The sequence below is a fragment of the Maritalea myrionectae DSM 19524 genome (assembly GCF_000423365.1).
GTDB lineage: Bacteria > Pseudomonadota > Alphaproteobacteria > Rhizobiales > Devosiaceae > Maritalea > Maritalea myrionectae.
Genome location: NZ_AUHV01000002.1, coordinates 748,526 through 766,132 on the forward strand (window position 1 = coordinate 748,526; position 17,607 = coordinate 766,132).

General features: G+C 52.5%; 17 protein-coding genes and 1 tRNA gene. 10 read left to right on the plus strand and 8 right to left on the minus strand.

Annotated features, from left to right (window positions below; genetic code table 11):
* Window positions 1-212: 212 nt before the first annotated feature.
* From G549_RS0103920 to G549_RS0103935, 4 genes are all read right to left on the minus strand, one after another.
* Window positions 213-289 (minus strand) — tRNA-Arg (locus G549_RS0103920).
* Window positions 290-417: 128 nt separating this feature from the next.
* Window positions 418-1,839, minus strand: a complete 1,422-nt coding sequence (locus G549_RS18965) for a sensor histidine kinase (RefSeq protein ID WP_051213320.1) — start codon at window positions 1,837-1,839, stop codon at window positions 418-420.
* Between the two features lie 24 nt (window positions 1,840-1,863).
* Entirely contained in the window at window positions 1,864-3,294 is a 1,431-nt protein-coding gene (locus G549_RS0103930) for a dihydrolipoyl dehydrogenase family protein (protein WP_027833923.1), read from the minus strand.
* Between the two features lie 43 nt (window positions 3,295-3,337).
* On the minus strand, window positions 3,338-4,108 hold the full coding sequence (locus tag G549_RS0103935; protein ID WP_051213322.1) for a TVP38/TMEM64 family protein: 771 nt from the start codon (window positions 4,106-4,108) through the stop codon (window positions 3,338-3,340).
* Between the two features lie 317 nt (window positions 4,109-4,425).
* On the opposite strand from G549_RS0103935, the gene rpmH reads away from it, so the two are divergent.
* The 5 genes from rpmH to yihA all read left to right on the plus strand — a co-directional run bounded on the left by rpmH (window position 4,426) and on the right by yihA (window position 8,215).
* Entirely contained in the window at window positions 4,426-4,560 is a 135-nt protein-coding gene (gene rpmH / locus G549_RS21635) for a 50S ribosomal protein L34 (RefSeq protein WP_084633949.1), read from the plus strand.
* Between the two features lie 37 nt (window positions 4,561-4,597).
* Entirely contained in the window at window positions 4,598-4,978 is a 381-nt protein-coding gene (rnpA, locus tag G549_RS0103945; protein ID WP_051213326.1) for a ribonuclease P protein component, read from the plus strand.
* Window positions 4,975-6,804, plus strand: a complete 1,830-nt coding sequence (gene yidC / locus G549_RS0103950) for a membrane protein insertase YidC (protein ID WP_027833926.1) — start codon at window positions 4,975-4,977, stop codon at window positions 6,802-6,804. The genes rnpA and yidC overlap by 4 nt, the downstream gene beginning before the upstream one ends.
* A gap of 93 nt (window positions 6,805-6,897) precedes the next feature.
* Window positions 6,898-7,593 carry a CatB-related O-acetyltransferase gene (locus G549_RS0103955; RefSeq protein WP_425528538.1) on the plus strand — a complete coding sequence of 232 codons (696 nt, stop codon included), beginning with the start codon at window positions 6,898-6,900 and terminating at the stop codon, window positions 7,591-7,593.
* Complete coding sequence (gene yihA / locus G549_RS0103960; RefSeq protein ID WP_027833928.1) at window positions 7,586-8,215, plus strand: ribosome biogenesis GTP-binding protein YihA/YsxC; 630 nt, start codon at window positions 7,586-7,588, stop codon at window positions 8,213-8,215. Before G549_RS0103955 ends, yihA begins: the two co-directional genes overlap by 8 nt.
* Before the next feature lie 9 nt (window positions 8,216-8,224).
* Here the strand turns inward: yihA and G549_RS18970 are convergent, their stop codons facing one another.
* Together G549_RS18970 and G549_RS0103970 are read right to left on the minus strand one after the other, a co-directional pair.
* Window positions 8,225-10,780: a bifunctional diguanylate cyclase/phosphodiesterase gene (locus tag G549_RS18970; protein WP_156905471.1), complete on the minus strand. Its 2,556-nt coding sequence runs from the start codon at window positions 10,778-10,780 to the stop codon at window positions 8,225-8,227.
* Between the two features lie 217 nt (window positions 10,781-10,997).
* The gene (locus tag G549_RS0103970) at window positions 10,998-11,708 is read right to left on the minus strand and encodes a glutamine amidotransferase-related protein (protein ID WP_084633955.1); all 711 of its coding nucleotides are present in this window, start codon (window positions 11,706-11,708) and stop codon (window positions 10,998-11,000) included.
* Between the two features lie 143 nt (window positions 11,709-11,851).
* On the opposite strand from G549_RS0103970, the gene argB reads away from it, so the two are divergent.
* Both argB and G549_RS18975 read left to right on the plus strand, forming a co-directional pair.
* Window positions 11,852-12,766, plus strand: coding sequence for an acetylglutamate kinase (argB, locus tag G549_RS0103975; RefSeq protein ID WP_027833930.1), 915 nt, complete (start codon window positions 11,852-11,854; stop codon window positions 12,764-12,766).
* Complete coding sequence (locus G549_RS18975) at window positions 12,766-13,455, plus strand: pyrimidine 5'-nucleotidase (RefSeq protein ID WP_036220955.1); 690 nt, start codon at window positions 12,766-12,768, stop codon at window positions 13,453-13,455. Before argB ends, G549_RS18975 begins: the two co-directional genes overlap by 1 nt.
* Here G549_RS18975 and G549_RS0103985 read toward each other — a convergent pair.
* Window positions 13,452-14,132: a helix-turn-helix transcriptional regulator gene (locus G549_RS0103985; RefSeq protein WP_027833931.1), complete on the minus strand. Its 681-nt coding sequence runs from the start codon at window positions 14,130-14,132 to the stop codon at window positions 13,452-13,454. The two genes, G549_RS18975 and G549_RS0103985, sit on opposite strands and share 4 nt — an antisense overlap.
* An 88-nt stretch (window positions 14,133-14,220) precedes the next feature.
* Between G549_RS0103985 and G549_RS0103990 the strand changes: the two genes are divergently transcribed.
* Window positions 14,221-14,517 carry a hypothetical protein gene (locus G549_RS0103990; RefSeq protein WP_036220957.1) on the plus strand — a complete coding sequence of 99 codons (297 nt, stop codon included), beginning with the start codon at window positions 14,221-14,223 and terminating at the stop codon, window positions 14,515-14,517.
* Between the two features lie 29 nt (window positions 14,518-14,546).
* Here G549_RS0103990 and G549_RS0103995 read toward each other — a convergent pair whose 3' ends face one another.
* Window positions 14,547-15,422: an LOG family protein gene (locus tag G549_RS0103995; protein WP_027833933.1), complete on the minus strand. Its 876-nt coding sequence runs from the start codon at window positions 15,420-15,422 to the stop codon at window positions 14,547-14,549.
* Window positions 15,423-15,597: 175 nt separating this feature from the next.
* Between G549_RS0103995 and dapD the strand changes: the two genes are divergently transcribed.
* Window positions 15,598-16,446 (plus strand): 2,3,4,5-tetrahydropyridine-2,6-dicarboxylate N-succinyltransferase, encoded by an 849-nt coding sequence (gene dapD, locus G549_RS0104005; RefSeq protein ID WP_027833934.1) that lies wholly within the window; start codon window positions 15,598-15,600, stop codon window positions 16,444-16,446.
* Complete coding sequence (gene dapE, locus G549_RS0104010) at window positions 16,447-17,607, plus strand: succinyl-diaminopimelate desuccinylase (protein ID WP_027833935.1); 1,161 nt, start codon at window positions 16,447-16,449, stop codon at window positions 17,605-17,607.

Consider the following 17,607-nt stretch of genomic DNA (forward strand, 5'->3'; position numbering starts at 1 on the left):
ACACCTTGAAATGGAGCATATCTTACAAATGTGGATTGTCACATGCTATCGATCCAAATGAACGGCAAAACACCTAAATCCCTTCCGGCCAAGAATATTGCTGTGCACGCTCTCGCCCACATTGCTGCCATTCAAGTGAATAGTGCAAAGACAGATTTTGGCCCAACTGTGGCGGTTGGGTCAGGTTCGTTTGACGATCAACATAGGGGAAATGGTGCACCGGGGAAGATTCGAACTCCCGACCCCTAGATTCGTAGTCTAGTGCTCTATCCAGCTGAGCTACCGGTGCTTAAAATCAACGGTTCGAAAGTTCCGTCGATCAACAGCGCAAAGCCATATACTGGCTTTGAAATGATTGCAAGACCCACAATCGCAACTTTTTCATCTGATTGTCATTTTGCAGCGAAAAAGCCCGGATTAGCGGGGCAAACAAATCTCAAATTTTGTGCCTTTTTCAGTTTCGATATAATTGAGCTGTCCGCCATGTGCTTCGACAAGCTCCTTGGCGATGGCCAAACCGAGGCCCGTGCCGCCAGCACGGCCCGATCCCTCAAACGCACGGAACAGATTCTCTTTGGCGCGCGGCGACAAACCAGGCCCGTTATCTTCGATAAATAAACGCACTTGCTGGTCATTGGCGATCAGGGTGGCGGCGATGGACAGGTTTTGGCCATCTTGCAAGCTCAGTGGCTCCAATGCCTCACGCGCATTTTTGAGCAAATTGGTGAGGACGCGCGCGATCTGATCCGGGTCCACGCGGATGATGACATCATCTTCCACCTGATTGTGCCACTCGATTTCGGGGTGCATCCGCACCGCCGCATCGGTCGCGCATTCATCCAACAGTGCGCGTAAATCCACAGGCTCAAACCGTGGGGCCACCGATTTGTGGCGACCATAATCAAGCACCGACTGACAAAAATTGATGGCGCGATCCAGCGTATGCACCAATCGCGGCGCTAAACGCTGCACATGCGGGTCATCCAAATTGGCCACCTGATCCGAGAGTAATTGCGCCGCACCGAGGGTATTGCGCAAATCGTGATTGATCTTGGCGACGGCCAAGCCAAGGTCGGCCAAATGCTGCTTTTGTTTGAGCATGGCGAACAGATTGCTCTCCATTGCGGCTAGTTCCCGCTCAGCAACGCCAACTTCGTCGCCGCGTTCGGAAGGGATGATGATTTTGCGGGCGTCGTCAGGATCCTGCCGAAAGGAGATCATGTTCCGCGTCAGCCGGGTAATCGGGCGAATCAGCAATCCATTTAGAAACAAGAAGATCGCGAATGACGTGAAGCTGGCGACCAACAGCGAAAGCCAAAAAATATTGCGGGAATAGGTGATCAATTCTTCGCGCAACAGCGCTTCATTGACCAGCACCTCCACCACAACATCCTGGTTGTCCATGGGTACACCAATGACCCGCATGGTGCGGTTGGACCCGAAAAACAGCACTTCCAATGCGCGGCCAATCAAGTCCAATGGCGCGCGCTCTCGCGTATCAGCGGCATAGGCGGCCACGGGCATGGGCATATCTGCGCGCTCAATCAATTGGGATTGGCCCTGCGTGCGCACCACCAACGCCTCTGCCTGAGCAGAGCTTAACAATTTGCTGACGGTGTCTGGCGTCAAATCCATCGTGTCTGGCACGGTTTCAATGACCCGCGCAGCAACGCCAGCGACATGCACGCGATCATCCATCCAATTGATGCGGAAATTGGCGACTGAGGGCAGGTAGATCAACACCTCCACCACCATAATCATCGCGATGATCATGGTGATCAATTTCATTGAAAGGCCGAAAATGACCCGCTTTGGAGCGTCAATTTGTTCGTTCGCCATAATTGCCTTTGCAGCGCTTAAAGATCAGCCCAACATGCGGTTGAGCTGAAGCAAGAATTTCAGCGCCGGATGATCGACTTTATCTTTATAGAACTCCACCGCGATGCGCTTTGCAATCTCGAATTGCGTTGGGTAAGGCGCGACCATCTTGGTAAACGCCCCAACCTTCATTTTGTTGGCCACAGCCAAAGCATAGATATTGATCAATTCGCCCGCATTGTTGCCCACGGCCCCCGCGCCCAGGATTTTGCCTGACGGGGTGGTGATGACTTTAAGCAGCCCTTCCTCAACATGCTCGGCGCGAGCGCGGTCATTTTCAGCAAAACTCCAGCGCAGCACTTTGAATTTGTCGCCATATTTTTCCCGTGCGTCGGCCTCTGTGAGCCCGACATTTGCGATTTCGGGATCGGTATAGGTTGCCCAGGGAATAATGGTGGGATCGTTTTTGATCGGCAAACGGTATAGCGCGTTACGCACCACCAAGCCCCCATGATAACCCGCAACATGGGTAAATTGCAGGCCGCCAGCAACGTCGCCGATGGCATAGATGCGCTTGTTCGACGTTTTCAGCGATTTATTGACCTGAATGCCGCGGCCATCATAATTGACCTTCGCCTTTTCCAAATCCAAGGCTTCAACATTTGGCTTGCGCCCGGCCGCCAGCAGCAAATGCGACCCGACAATTTCTTCTGTATCGCCGTTTTTCAGTTCAATCGTCACAGCAATGTTTTTGGCCTTCTGCCCGACTTGCGTGACCTTCACGCCCTGACGGATCACCACGCCTTCGCGGCGAATTTGCTTGAGCGCAATATCGCTCAATTCCGGATCATCTTTGGCCAACGGGGTTTGCATTTCGAGCACGGTCACGTCGCTGCCGAGGCGGTGATGCGCCTGCGCCATTTCCATGCCAATCGGGCCGCCACCCACAACAATCAAATGTTGCGGCTTACGGGTCAGGTTAAAAATCGTTTCATTGGTGTGATACTCAATTTCGCTCAAGCCCGGAATCGGCGGCGACATGGGCCGCGAGCCTGTGGCAATTACAAACCGGCGGGGCTTGACGGCCTGATCACCCACCATCACGGTTTTGGCATCGGTGAATTTCGCTTCGCCCTGCAACACTGTGGCACCAAGACCCTCAAAACGCTCCACCGAATCGTGGGGTGCGATGTCGGCAATTACCCTGTGCACATGTTCATTCACGCGGCCAAAATTAATCTTGGGATCTTCTGCCGCGATGCCAAATTTGGTGGCGGTGCGCATATATTGCGCGCGTTTGGCTGAGGCAATGAGCGATTTTGACGGTACACAGCCATAGTTGAGGCAATCCCCGCCCATCTTGTCGCGCTCGACCAGCACAACGCTTGCGCCCAGCGATAAAGCAGCGGCCGCGACGGTTAAGCCGCCGGAACCGCCACCGATAACACAGAGATCAGGTTGAAGAATTTTTGCCATAAATAAAACTATCCTCGCACAATGTGCGCTTCCGTTCTTTTGTTTAAGCGGGCGTTTTGCGCACGCGCTTAATGATGATCGGGATCAAAGATGCGAGCCCCAAGGCACCCAACGCGATCAACAAATCTGTTGTGATGATATTGCCCACTTTCAGCGAAATGCCGCAAGTGGCATTTCCCGCTGCCATGCAAGCCTCGTATGCATCGGCCTGTGCCCGAACGATTGAATCAAGCCCCTCGCCCGCATAAGCGTAAGCGAACGTGCCCGGCGCAATGCCGACCAGTGTGGTCCAGAAAAAGATGGAGAACGGGACGCCCAGAATGCCGGGGACAATGTTGACCAATGTGAAGGGAAACACAGGGGTGAGCCGCAAAAACAGCATGTAATTCACGGCGTCTTTTTGGAAACCATCCCGCATACGCTGCACATAGCCTTTTGCGTTTTGCCGCATATGCTCGCCAAGCGATGTTTTGGCAATGAAAAAGAGAATCGATGCGCCCATCGTGGCGGCAACGATGGTAGCGAGGCCGGCTATCCACCAGCCCAAAAGCAAGCCACCCGAGACGGTGAGCACCCACGCGGCAGGAAATGAAAGCGCCACCGCCACCACATAAAATGCCATGTAGATGAGCACAGCGAACAATAAATAGTCCGCCACAAATTGGGACATGCGGGTATAGTTTTGAACCAATGCCTCAACGGAAAGCCATTTATAAGTGCCGGTGAAATAGAGCGCGGCAATGATGAGCACAAGAAGCGCCAACGGCAGCCAGCGCTTGGCGAGTGAAATCTTGTTTTGGTGCGACAAAGACATAGTTGGTCCCAAAGTTTGTGGTTGGTCCAGACTAATCATGGGTCGCGTCTGGACCCAAGTAAATTATGATGACAGAATGATCACTCAGATTTGAGGGTCAGGTGTGAAACAAAGGACGGAAAAAGTACGTCCGCGCACGAGGGTTTTGATTGACTTGGGCACTATGATTGCCTATAAGCCAGCCCAACTCGACCATTTAATGATGGTGCGGTCGGTATTTGTTTTGTCAAAATCAAAAGCCGTTGTGCCCTTTGGTCAATCAGGAATTAAACAGTAAAAGAGGAACCGTGTCCTTTAAGATGCGGTCTTGAAGAGCAATGAAGCGTACATTTCAGCCTAGCAATCTTGTTCGCACACGTCGTCACGGTTTCCGCGCACGTATGGCCACCAAGAACGGTCGTAAGATTTTGAATGCGCGTCGCGCACGTGGCCGCAAGCGTTTGTCAGCTTAAGTGACGATTTGGGCACGATAAGGGTCCGAAGAGCGAGATGACAACCATGCGCCAGTTGAAAAAAAGGGCGCAATTTTTGAAAGCCGCGCGTGGACGTAAAATTGTCCGGCGCGGCTTTGTGCTGCAAGCCGTTGCGCACAATGAAGATTGCGAGTTGGGTCCGGCGCTGGGCTACACAGTGACCAAGAGGGTGGGCAACGCACCGCAGCGCAATCGGATAAAGCGACGTTTACGCGCACTTTCCAAAGAATTCGCTGAAAAATTTGACCCAAATTTCAACTATGTGTTGATTGGTCGTCAAGAAGCGTTACATGAACCCTTTAACGAACTTAAAAAGAACCTCGCAAGAGCTCTTGAAAAGATACATGTCGAAAGAAGCGCTGCTTCGCATGCAATAGATCGGAAGTCAAAATCATGAATGAAGGCCGCAATTACGTCTTGGCAATCGGGTTGTCGATTTTGGTGCTGGTGGGGTGGCAATATTTTGTTGCTGGACCGCAACTGGAAAAAGCCCAACGGCAAGCTGAAATCGCTGCGCAGCAGGAGCAAGGCACATCAAGCACCGCGGATCTACCGACCCCATCTGCTGATGGCGACCCAAGCGATATTGCTGCGCCTGTAACCGGCGTTACTGGCAGCCGTGATGACGTGATCTCCCAAGGTGAACGCGTTGATATTTCGACCGATGCTTTGACAGGTTCGATTAATCTAACCGGCGGTCGCATCGATGATCTGCGCTTGAAGCGCTATCGCGAGACTGTGGATGAGACCAGCCCGATCATCACGCTTTTGTCGCCTGAAGGCACACCAGAGCCATTCTTTGTTGAGCAAGGCTGGGTAAGTGCCACTGGATCGACAGCAAACCTGCCGAAATCTGATACGCAGTGGGATGTTGTTGGCAACAGCACCTTGGGTGTGAATTCACCAGTGACGTTGCAGTATGACAATGGCAATGGGCAAATCTTTAAGCGCACATTCAATGTCGACGAAAACTATCTCTTCACTGTGACCCAGGCCGTTGAGAACAATGGTTCTGGCGATATTGCGCTGTTCCCTTATTCTCGCGTTACCCGGCAAGAAACGCCCAAGACTTCGGGCTTCTTTATTTTGCATGAAGGCCCAATCGGCGTTCTTTCCGACAATAATCTGGTTGAGCTTTCCTATGGCGACCTCGCTGAAGATGGTCGCAAAGACTTTTCATCCAATGGCGGCTGGCTTGGCTTCACCGATAAATATTGGGCCGCCGCAGTTGTGCCAACACCAGACACATCTGTGAATGCGCGTTTCTCCTATCGCACAGCGGGCGGACGCCCGACCTATCAGTCCAGCTTTGTAGCGCAGGACCCGATTGTTGTAGGGGCGAGCCAATCCGGCTCATTTACAAGCCACGTTTTTGCCGGCGCTAAAGTTGAAGAATATATCGACGACTATGAGCAGAATCTCGGCTTTGACCGATTTGAACTGTTGATTGACTGGGGTTGGTTCCACTTTATCACCAAACCCATTTTCTACATGATCCGGTTCCTCAATGGCATTTTGGGCAATTTCGGTCTCGCTATTTTGGCGGTGACCGTGATCATCAAAGCCTTGTTCTTCTGGTTCGCGAACAAATCTTACGCCTCCATGGCTGCCATGAAAAAAGTGCAGCCTGAGATGAAAGAAATTCAAGAGCGCCACAAAGATGATCGCATGCAGCAACAGCAGGCGATGATGGAGCTTTACAAGCGCGAAAAGATCAACCCGATGAGCGGTTGTTGGCCGGTTCTGATTCAGATCCCTGTGTTCTTCTCGCTCTACAAAGTGTTGTTTGTGACCATCGAAATGCGCCATGCGCCGTTCTTTGGCTGGATTCAGGATTTGGCGTCACCAGACCCGACCAACGTGTTCAACCTGTTCGGCTTGTTGCCATTTGACCCAACAGGCCTGCCCTTGTTGGGCGGTTTCCTGGCCTTGGGTGCATGGCCATTGATCATGGGTATCACCATGTTCGTGCAAATGCGCTTGAACCCTCCACCAGCAGATCCCACACAGGCAGCGATCTTTGCCTGGATGCCTGTGATATTCACATTCATGCTGGCAGGCTTCCCAGCTGGCTTGGTGATTTACTGGGCATGGAACAACTTCCTGTCCATCATCCAGCAATATGTGATTATGCGTCGCCATGGCGTGGATGTTGATTTGTTTGGCAACATCGCGGCCACCTTCAAGCGGAAAAAACCCGCTGAAGAAGAGGAAGCGAAATAATTGACGATCTAGCATGAGGCGGCTAATTTAGCCGCCTCAATTGTTTTTAGGGGTAGGCTCAGCCAATGATTCAATAACCGTACACCACCTTCGATGTGGACACGCTATTTGCTCACTCTTTTTTGCAAAGGACAGCCAATGTACGGCCCGAATCCGAATACCCCCTTTCCGATCAAAGATGTTGATCGGGTGATCTTCTTGAAAAACCACATTACCAATCCGCTGATCGAGGTTGGCGATTTCACCTATTACGATGATGGTGATCGACCGCAAGATTTCGAACAGCGCAATGTTCAATATCATTTTGAGTTTATCGGCGACAAACTCACCATCGGCAAATTCTGTGCCTTGGCCCAAGGCTGCCAGTTTATCATGAATGGCGCCAACCATTTGATGGAGGGGTTCTCCACTTTTCCATTTCAAATCTTCTCTGAGGACTGGGCAGATGGGTTTGACGCCAATAAGTGGGTTGAAAATTCCAAGGGGGACACCAGCATTGGTCATGATGTGTGGATCGGGCGGGACGCCACGATCATGCCCGGGGTGACCATCAGCAATGGCGCGATCATTGGCAGCAATGCCGTTGTGGCAAAAGACGTGCCAGCCTACGCCATCGTGGTTGGCAATCCGGCCCGCATTGTAAAGATGCGATTTGGCGATGGAATAATTGCGCGATTGGAGCAAATTGCGTGGTGGCATTGGCCGGTAGAAAAGATTACAAAGCACAAAGATGCGATAATGGGCGCGGAAATTGCGGCGCTAGAAAAGGCAAGTTTAGACGATGACTGAGTATTCTCCGGCAGAATTGGAAGCAGGCCGCCTGCTGTTTGCACGCCCTTGGGATTTCATCAAGGGGTGTGTGCGCATTGACGACCTTCCGCCAACCGACCGCACAGAGATCGCCTTTGCCGGCCGCTCAAATGTGGGCAAGTCTTCTTTAATCAACGCATTGACAGGGCGGGTAAATCTGGCGCGGACCTCTAACACGCCAGGGCGCACGCAGGAGCTGAATATTTTTGAAGCCAATGACGCACCGCTGCGCATTGTGGATATGCCCGGCTATGGCTTTGCCAAAGCGCCGAAAAAGACCGTTGAGACGTGGACCAAACTGATCCATTCCTATTTGAAGGGCCGCCCCAACCTGCGGCGGGTCTTTGTGTTGATCGATGGCCGACATGGGCCAAAACCCGCCGACGAAACGGTGATGAATGAGTTGGATGGTGCCGCGGTCTCTTATCAGATTGTGATCACCAAAGCGGATAAGCCAAAAGCTGAAGAATTGGCCAAAGTCATCGAGCGCACGACGCAAATCGTCAGCAAGCATGGCGCCGCCCATCCCGAACTGTTGGTCACCTCATCTGAAAAGAAAGATGGTATCGCTGAATTGCGCGCCGTAATCTCGATGCTTTAGGATTGTGCGCTAAATGCTGACCATGCGGGGCCACTCTGTTTCAGCATTGTGGTCCGTGATAAACCGCTCAAGATCATCCGCCCCCATTGGGCGGCCAAACAAGTAGCCTTGGAATGCGTCACAGCCCAGCAAACGCAGGATGCGTACCTGATCCTCGTGCTCAACGCCTTCCGCCAACACTTCAATGTTGAGCGACTTGCCCATATCGATAATCGATTTGATCAGGCGGCGTTGTTCGGCAGATTTGGTGAGCGGTGCCACAAATTGCCGATCGATCTTGAGCCGTTTCGGATGAAGGCGCACAAGGCCCACAATTGAGGCGTGCCCCGTACCAAAATCATCAATGTCGATATCGATGCCCATTTCCTGAAGGCGTTCCAGATTTTCATCCACGATCTTTTTGGATTCATCCAAGAAGATGGTTTCCACCAGCTCGAATGTGATTTGACCTGGTTTGATATCAAACTCCGATAGCGCGCTAATCAAGTCTTCGTCTTCCAGGCGGCTGGAGGATACGTTGACTGACGCGTTGGGCATTTCAAGCCCCTTGGCGCGCCAACGCGCCATGTCGTCGAGCACCGTTTGCAAGATCATGTGATCAAGCTTGTCCATCACATTCAGTTCTTGAGCGGTGGCCATAAACTCGTAGGGCGACAATAGCCCTTTGGTGGGATGATCCCACCGCGCCAGCGCCTCAACCCCGATGATTTTAAGCGAGTGTGCATCGAATTGCGGTTGATAGAATGGCACAAATTGAGCCTGCTCTATGCCGCGCAATACTTCATCCGCCAATGCGCGCGACTTGACGATGCTGGTCTGCAACTCGTCTGTGAAGAATGAAAAGCAATTTCGGCCATCTTGTTTCGCCCGATATAGCGCGATATCTGAGCGGACCAACAAATCCGTATATCGTGTATCATTGTCAGGGCTGCAGGCAATCCCCACACTTGCGCCAAAGCGACAGATTTGGCCTTCAAAGTTTAGCGGTCGATTGGCAGCGGCGATAATGCTGCGGGCTAGATCAGACAACATGTCCAAATCGCCGTCACATTCCATCACCACAACAAATTCATCCCCGCCCACGCGGCCGATAAAGCCATTTTTCGGCGCATTGGCGCGCAGGGCACCCGCGAAATAACAAAGGGTGGCGTCGCCCGCTCGGTGGCCCAACGTGTCGTTGATCTGCTTGAACCGATCCAAATCGATGGACAAGATGGCAAGGCCGCGCCCCTCTTCAGCAATGCTTTGCATATGGCTCAAATGCTGATCGAGCAGGCGGCGGTTGGGCAATCCGGTGAGTTCGTCATGCATCGCCAGATGCTCAATTTGCTGATGCGCGGACTCGAGCTCTTCGTTTTTGCCCTCGGTAATTTTCTTGGCGCTCAACAGCGCATTCTTCATCTCAACTTCTTCTGTTACGTCCCAGTTCACCCCGACCATCTTCGGATCGCCGCCAGCGGGGTGGTAATAGGAACACCGAGACTGGAGATGCCTGATTTGACCTTTGGGCAACACAATTCGGAACTGTGAATTCAAATTGCCCTTCGTGGCAATCGCGATTTCAAATTCCTTTTTGGCCCTTTCCCGATCTTCAGGATGAAGTGCATCCTCCCAATCTTTTTGTGAGCGGATATAGATGCAATCATCGTAGCCGAACAGATCGTTGGTGCGTTCGTCCCATACGTTTTCGCGCGTTCTTAAATTAACTTCCCAAACGCCAATAGCGGACGCAGAGAGCGCCACGCGCAAGCGCTCGTGCAGCAGCTCCAATTGTTGCTCGCGCGCCTCAAGCTCAACATTTTGTTTGCTGCGAAGCCGAATGAGATGGGCGGTATAGAGCAGCGGCACCACCACAATGAACAACGCAAGAACAAAGAAAAGTCTGAATTGCCAAATTGTCGGGGAACCATGGGCCCAGCCCTCACGCGGGGTGGCCAACAGAACCCAGCTACCGAATGGCAGGTTGACGCCAACGGTGACCGGATTGTGCTGTTGCATCGAAGGGTCGCCAAAAAACACATCGCCGGAAATGCCAGAGCCGTCCTGGCCCTGAAGGGCAATATCGAGATCTAGATCGTCGCTGAGAAGGCCGCTATCTTGATAAAGGCGCTCCGCATCAATTACGGCAGATACAATGCCCCAAAACTTCTTTTCGCCTGTAAAATCATTGAGAAAAACCGGGTAACGCCCGATAAAGCCGCGCCCGCCTTGCACGAGATCGACCGGCCCCGCCAAGACCAGCTCACCCGTATCACGCGCGCGCAAGGCCGCGGTGCGTTGCTGTTCATTTTGCTTATAGTCCAAGCCGATGACGCTTTCATTGCCAACATAGGGATAGATCATGTTGACTTTGAGATCAGGCGCCCCGGCCAACACCCGGAGTTGTTGTGAATCGTCAAAAAGACTACGCGCCAGAAAGGAAAACCGAACCTGCCCCATATCCGGCTCTGAGGCGATGACGCTCACCAACCCCTTCACCAATTGCAAATTGGCGTTGACCGTGTGTTCCAACTCCGCGCGCAAAACACTTGCTTTCGCCAGCACTTCGTTGCGCTGTTCCTGCATAAAGAGGCGATTGCGCTGATCTTCGGCGAAAATCCAAAAAAGGAAAATAAAGACAATACTGATCAGAGCCGGCAAATTTGTTAAATGCCAGACATATCGGCTCCAAAAGCCGTTTCTATGCCCCTGTTTGATCACGGTAATGTTTGCCCCGCCTTTCGTCTTCGTCAAAAGACTAGCGGCGGGATGTTTAAATTTTGATTATATTTGGGACAGAACCTTATTTTTGTTGGAAAAATCGAACAAATAACCGCCCCAATAAGGCTGATGATGATGTTTTTTGCAACGAGACGAGCGCTTCGTCTGCATCATCGGGGTCAAAAACAACGCCTTTGCGCTTGGTGAAGAGCGTTCTTGAAAACTCATCATCAAACTCGGGATGCGGTTGTACGCTGATCGCCGGGCCGTTTGGATAATAAAGACCAGCAAATGGCGTAAAGTCACTCTTGGCAATAATCTGCGCTTCCGGCGGTGCTTGAAGCACCTGATCCTGGTGTGAGGCGGTGACACTGACGTGGCTGGCCTCAAGGGCCAGTTTTTCGGGCAGATTGACCAATTGATAGTCATGCCGCCCAAGGCCCCATCCCTTTTCGGATTTGCCCGCATGGCCGCCAAGGGCCTCGGCCATGATCTGATGGCCAAAACAGATGCCCACCATGGGTAAATGGCGTGCATAGGCCTGCTTGATAAACTCTTTTAAAGGCGCAATCCATGGCAGCGGATCATAGACACCGTGGGAACTGCCTGTGATCAATATGGCCTCAACTTGATCAATAGGCGGCAGGGTCTCATTTTCAACAACACTGACCACTTCATAGTCAAAATCGCCACCTGCGGTTTCCAGCATTTTTTGCATCATGGTGCCGTAGGTGTCGAAATCATCCCGCATAGGCTCGGGCACAAGCCCCGTTTGAAGAATGGTTATTTTCATAATTGTGGCCTCAATATAATTTTGACCACATAAGACTATTGACAATTACCTGACAAGAGCGGTTTTACTCTGGACAAAGTCAGGTGAACCTGCACGATGGGGTTCGACCAAATCGCGATCATTCCCAAGGAATTTCCAAACGCATGACCAGCGAACCCAAGCCAAACAAATCTAAAGAAGCGGCCATTTTGGCCCAAGCCCTGCCCTATATGTTGCGCTATGACGACCGCGTGGTGGTTGTTAAATATGGCGGCCATGCCATGGGGGACGAGCAATTGGCACGCGCCTTTGCCCGCGACATTGTTCTTTTGCGCCAGTCTGGTGTGCACCCGATTGTGGTGCATGGGGGCGGGCCACAAATTGGCAAAATGCTCGAACGCCTAAACATCACGTCTGAATTTAAAGACGGGCTGCGGGTGACCGACCAGGCCACGGTCGACGTGGTGGAAATGGTGCTGGCGGGCGCAATCAACAAACAGATTGTAACCGCGATTACCCAGGAAGGTGGCCGCGCCATCGGCCTTTGCGGCAAGGATGCCAACATGGTCTCTGCCAAAAAACTGCGCCGCACCAAGATGGACCCGGACAGCAATATTGAGCGCATTGTTGATTTGGGTTTTGTTGGCGAGCCGAGCGAAGTACGGCCCGAGATTTTGCATCGCCTGATTTCAGAAGAAATTATCCCCGTGATCGCGCCGATTGCCGCTGGTGAAAAGGGCGACACGTTCAACATCAACGCTGACACGTTTGCTGGTGCCATTGCCTCGGCCATGGATGCCAAACGTTTCTTGCTGCTGACCGACGTTGAGGGCGTTTTGGGCGCGGATGGCGAGCTGATCACCGATATGGATGTGGATGGTGCCCGCAAGCTGATCGAAGACGGCGTGGCCAAAGGCGGCATGATCCCGAAACTGGAAACAGCGATTTCTGCGGCAGAAAATGGCGTGGAAGCGGTGGTGATTGTAAATGGCAAAACCGAACATGCGGTGCTATTGGAACTGTTCACAGAACATGGTGCTGGCACCCTGATTCATGTCAATCAAGATGAGGAGCTTTAATGTCACTTTCGCATGTCGACTGTTGGATCTTTGATCTCGACAATACCCTTTATCCCCGCACCTGCCGGTTGTTCGATCAGGTGGACAAGCTGATCACATCTTATGTGGTCGATGTAACGGGTTATGAATGGGCCGACGCGCGCAAGCTGCAAAAAGAGTTCTTCGCTGAATATGGCACAACCTTGAACGGTTTGATGGCCACCCGCAATATTGATCCGCATGACTATTTGCAAAAAGTGCATGACATTGATTATTCGCCGGTGCAGCCCAACCCGGCGCTGATGGACACTATTCGGGCGCTGCCGGGCCGCAAAATCATCTTCACCAATGCCGATCGTGGCCATGCGGAAAATGTGTTGAACCGCTTGGGCGGGGACGATGTGTTTGAAGACATTTTTGGCATTATTGAAGCCGAATTCGCGCCCAAGCCGCATAACCCATCTTACGAGAAATTTTTGGCCGCCCATGCAGTAACGCCAAAAAGCGCGGCCTTTTTCGAGGATATGGAAGTCAATTTGAAAGTGCCTCACAATTTGGGCATGCGCACGGTGCATGTGGTGCCCGGTGCAGACTTTGACGGCAGTGAATTGGAACCATTTGAGCTTGAGCGCAAGGATGGTGAAGCGCATATCCACCATGTGACCGACGATTTGGGCACCTTTTTGAGCCCGTTTGGGCGCCGAAGCTAGCCCTCAAATCTCTTGAGATAGGTTTGCAGCGTTTGGTGCGGCGCGAGTTTGAACTTCTCGCGTGCCAGAACCATCTGCTCAAACCGATCCATACGGAAATCACGAAAGTCCTGTCGGCTGGTACACCAGGCGGTCATCAACCAGATCGGGCCAAAATTGGCGAGCGCCAACGGGTAAAGCTGGCGTTCGCTCACTCTGTCATCTAGCGCGCGGTAGGTGACCTGCAAAATGCGGTTTTCATCAATTGCCTTGCGCACCAAACGTAGTTCTTTTTGCGGCATTTTCATGCCTTGCGGCGGAATCACCATCAGATGTGGACTGTCCAACTTGGCCTGATGGCTTTGCGGCACGGCATCGCGGATTTTGGCCAGCGCTTCCTTGGCGGCGGCGGACATATCCTTGTCGGCAATCAGGGCGAGGGTTTTTGCGCCGAGGGCCAGCGCTTCCAGCTGCTCAAAAGTGAAGCTGAGTGGCGGCAAGTCAAATTCGTCGCGCAGCATAAAGCCCACGCCAGGTTCAGAATCAATTGGTGCGCCAGAACCGATCAAATGCGCCATATCACGGTAGACAGAGCGTTTGGAGATTTCCAACTTCTCGCCAATTTGCTGCGCGGTCAGCGCGCCATTGGCGGTGCGCATAATTTGAATGATGCGGAAAAGGCGTTCGGCACGGCGCATTTTATGGGTCCCTACTCAACATTGTGGCCACAAGGGTGGCAACAGGGGGATGCTAGATCGCTTTCCATCAACAGGAAAGGAAAATCAAATGTCTCATGTTTTTGAATTGGTCAGCTACACTGCAAAGAACGCCGAAAACGCCCTTAAGCTGCGGCGCGAGGCCATGGACCACGCTAAGGAGTTGAAGGGCTTTGTGCGCTATCATGCGTTGGTGAACACTGAAGATAACAAGCATTTTGCCGATTTGGTGGAATGGGCCAGCCTTGAAGATGCACACGCGGCGGCGGAAAAGGTGATGACCTTGCCCGCCTTCCAAGGGATGATGGCTGAAATTGAGAGTGTTGAAAGCATGAAGCATTTCAACATTGATAAAATCTCCGAATAAAAAGAAGCCCGGCTCGTGCCGGGCTTTTCTTATTCTGGTGTGTCGCAACCTTCATCGGTGATTTTGGGCAAATTGTAGAATTCGCGCACAATGCACCAAGCTTCTTCTGCCGTGTCTACCGTTTCAAACAGGTCGAGATCGCCCGGCGAGATAGTGCCCTCTTCCGCCAAGGCTTCAAGATTGATCACGCGTGACCAAAAATCCTTGCCGAACAAGAGCACAGGCACGCGCTCCATACGCCCTGTCTGGATCAGCGTCAGGGCTTCAAAGAACTCATCCATTGTGCCAAAACCACCGGGGAATACGGCGATCACCCGAGCGCGCAGCAGGAAGTGAATTTTGCGGGTGGCAAAATAGTGAAAGTTAAAACAAAGGTCTGGCGTCACATATTGGTTGGGCGCCTGCTCGTGCGGCAAGACAATGTTGAGACCAATATTGGGCGCGCCAACTTCTACAGCACCTTTGCTGCCCGCTTCCATAACGCCGGGTCCGCCGCCTGTTACGACAACATATTCTTTATAGTCCAATGTCTCAGACGTCAGCGACGCCAGCCGCGAAAATTTGCGAGCCTCTTCATAATATTTGGAGTTCTTTTCCAAATTTTTCTTCTGAACATCGTTTTTGGCTGCCCATGCCTCTGCGCCGGGCGCAGGCAAACGCGCACCGCCGAACAGAACCACGGTGGAATTAATGCCGCGCTCGGCCAACCACAATTCAGGCTTTAAAATTTCCAATTGCAACCGAATGGGGCGGGTTTCTTCCGCGGTCATAAACTCTTCGTCGGAAAAGGCCAGCTTATAGGCTGCAGATTCGGTTTGCGGCGTGCGCGGCACCCGACGGGCAACGTTGATGTCCTCTTCGGAAGTGCGAAGCGAAGTGTGGTGCTGTCTGCGGCGTCTTGCCATTATATTTTCCCTTCAAGGTGCCTAGGTCTTGCGTTATCTTTGCGCGTGAAGCGTTAAAGATGTTTTGGCTTCAGATCAATTTTACGGCCAAAGCGCGAAAAAGCGAGGTTGACAGGTGCACCTTGCACGCTAATGTCGCGCAAAAGACAATGCCCATCACCAAGGAGACCCTCAAATGGATCGCGCCGAACTGGCTCAAACTATTGATAACGCGTTTGATAATCGCGATGAGATCACTTTTGCAACACAAGGTGTTGTCCGCGATGCGGTCAATGAAGCCCTTGAGTTGATGGACCGCGGCGAAGCCCGCGTTGCCGAACAAAATGTGCAAGGCGAATGGGTGGTCAATCAATGGCTGAAAAAAGCTGTGCTTTTGTCGTTCCGCTTGAACGATATGGAAGTGATTGAAGGCGGACCTGGCGGCGCCACATGGTGGGACAAAGTGCCGTCTAAATTTGCAGGCTGGGGCGACAATCGTTTCCGCGAAGCAGGCTTTCGCGCGGTGCCGGGCGCGATTGTGCGCAAATCAGCGCATATCGGCCGCAATGTGGTTTTGATGCCATCTTTCGTGAACCTGGGCGCCTATGTTGATGATGGCTGCATGGTGGACACATGGGCCACTGTGGGCTCTTGCGCGCAAATCGGTAAGGGTGTTCACCTTTCCGGCGGCGTTGGCATTGGCGGCGTATTGGAGCCGCTGCAAGCTGGCCCAGTGATCATTGAAGATGATTGTTTTATCGGGGCGCGTTCTGAAATTGTGGAAGGCGTGCGCGTGGGCAAAGGCTCCGTGATTTCCATGGGCGTGTTTATTGGCCAATCTACAAAGATCGTGAACCGGGAAACTGGCGAAATTCATATTGGCGAAGTGCCGCCCTATTCTGTTGTGGTGTCTGGCTCTATGCCGGGCAAACCCTTCCCAGATGGCACACCGGGTCCAAGCCTTTATTGTGCAGTGATCGTGAAGCAGGTGGACGAGCGCACGCGCTCTAAAACCTCCATCAATGATTTGTTGCGGGAGGCGTAAGTGAGTCAGGCACTCGACCTATTGCGTGATCTGATCCGCTGCAAATCTGTGACGCCTGCCAATGACGGCGCGTTGGAGATTTTGCAAGATTTTCTGACGCCATTGGGCTTCGAGTGCCAAATCGTCACCTTTGATGGCGATGGGTCTTACCCAGTGAACAACCTGTTCGCCACGCGCAACCGTGGCGGACGGCATTTGCTGTTTGCCGGGCACACAGATGTGGTGCCTGTGGGCGATGAAGCCGCCTGGACCCACGATCCGTTTGGCGCTGAGGAAGTGGACGGCGTGATGTGGGGCCGTGGCGCAGTCGACATGAAAAGCGGTGTGGCCGCTTTTTGCGCGGCACTGCCTGAGCTGGTGGACAGCGGTGAAGCCGACAATGGCACCATCTCGCTGTTGATCACAGGCGATGAGGAAAGCGACGCGGTGAACGGCACCGTCAAAACCTTGCAATGGGCGAAAGAGCAAGGCCATCAGTTTGACTTCGGCTTGGTGGGCGAACCCTCCAGCACAGAAGAGTTTGGCGATGTGGTCAAAATTGGTCGGCGTGGCTCACTGAGCTTCACCATCACGGTGGCAGGCGAGCAAGGCCATGTGGCCTACCCGCATAAGGCCAATAATCCGATCCCGGTTTTGTCCAAAATTGCAGCGCAATTGTCGTCAGAGCCATTGGATGAGGGCAACGAGAATTTTCAAGCAACCAACCTGGAACTGGTGACTATTGATGTGGGCAACAGCGCCAGTAATGTGATCCCCGCCAGCGGTCGCATGAGCGGCAATATCCGTTTCAATGACCTTTGGGACGCGTTCAAACTGGAATATTGGTTGGGGCAACAAATCCTCAAAGTGCCCGCCAATGGGTGCGATATTGAGCTGAAAATTCATCATCCGGTGTCGCGCTCATTTGTCTCCAATGAGTCAAAAGATGTCGATCTGCTTATTGAAACTGTGAAGAAGCACGCCAATATTACACCAGAGCGCTCCACTGGCGGTGGCACGTCAGATGCGCGGTTTATTGCTGATTATTGCCCTGTCGCAGAGTTTGGCCTTGTGGGCAAAAGCATGCACCAGGTAGACGAGCATGTGCCAACAGCTATGGTGGACCGATTGCAAGCGGTTTACACTGACTATGTCCGCGCCTTCCTAGATCAAAAGAGTTGA

Excerpts from the sequence above, each read along its gene's own strand:
- G549_RS18965 (WP_051213320.1), bottom strand. The coding sequence starts at position 1,839 with ATGGCGAACGAACAAATTGACGCTCCAAAGCGGGTCATTTTCGGCCTT.
- G549_RS0103930 (WP_027833923.1), bottom strand. The coding sequence starts at position 3,294 with ATGGCAAAAATTCTTCAACCTGATCTCTGTGTTATCGGTGGCGGTTCC.
- G549_RS0103935 (WP_051213322.1), bottom strand. The coding sequence starts at position 4,108 with ATGTCTTTGTCGCACCAAAACAAGATTTCACTCGCCAAGCGCTGGCTG.
- rpmH (WP_084633949.1), top strand. The coding sequence starts at position 4,426 with ATGAAGCGTACATTTCAGCCTAGCAATCTTGTTCGCACACGTCGTCAC.
- rnpA (WP_051213326.1), top strand. The coding sequence starts at position 4,598 with ATGACAACCATGCGCCAGTTGAAAAAAAGGGCGCAATTTTTGAAAGCC.
- yidC (WP_027833926.1), top strand. The coding sequence starts at position 4,975 with ATGAATGAAGGCCGCAATTACGTCTTGGCAATCGGGTTGTCGATTTTG.
- G549_RS0103955 (WP_425528538.1), top strand. The coding sequence starts at position 6,898 with ATGTGGACACGCTATTTGCTCACTCTTTTTTGCAAAGGACAGCCAATG.
- yihA (WP_027833928.1), top strand. The coding sequence starts at position 7,586 with ATGACTGAGTATTCTCCGGCAGAATTGGAAGCAGGCCGCCTGCTGTTT.
- G549_RS18970 (WP_156905471.1), bottom strand. The coding sequence starts at position 10,780 with ATGCAGGAACAGCGCAACGAAGTGCTGGCGAAAGCAAGTGTTTTGCGC.
- G549_RS0103970 (WP_084633955.1), bottom strand. The coding sequence starts at position 11,708 with ATGAAAATAACCATTCTTCAAACGGGGCTTGTGCCCGAGCCTATGCGG.
- argB (WP_027833930.1), top strand. The coding sequence starts at position 11,852 with ATGACCAGCGAACCCAAGCCAAACAAATCTAAAGAAGCGGCCATTTTG.
- G549_RS18975 (WP_036220955.1), top strand. The coding sequence starts at position 12,766 with ATGTCACTTTCGCATGTCGACTGTTGGATCTTTGATCTCGACAATACC.
- G549_RS0103985 (WP_027833931.1), bottom strand. The coding sequence starts at position 14,132 with ATGCGCCGTGCCGAACGCCTTTTCCGCATCATTCAAATTATGCGCACC.
- G549_RS0103990 (WP_036220957.1), top strand. The coding sequence starts at position 14,221 with ATGTCTCATGTTTTTGAATTGGTCAGCTACACTGCAAAGAACGCCGAA.
- G549_RS0103995 (WP_027833933.1), bottom strand. The coding sequence starts at position 15,422 with ATGGCAAGACGCCGCAGACAGCACCACACTTCGCTTCGCACTTCCGAA.
- dapD (WP_027833934.1), top strand. The coding sequence starts at position 15,598 with ATGGATCGCGCCGAACTGGCTCAAACTATTGATAACGCGTTTGATAAT.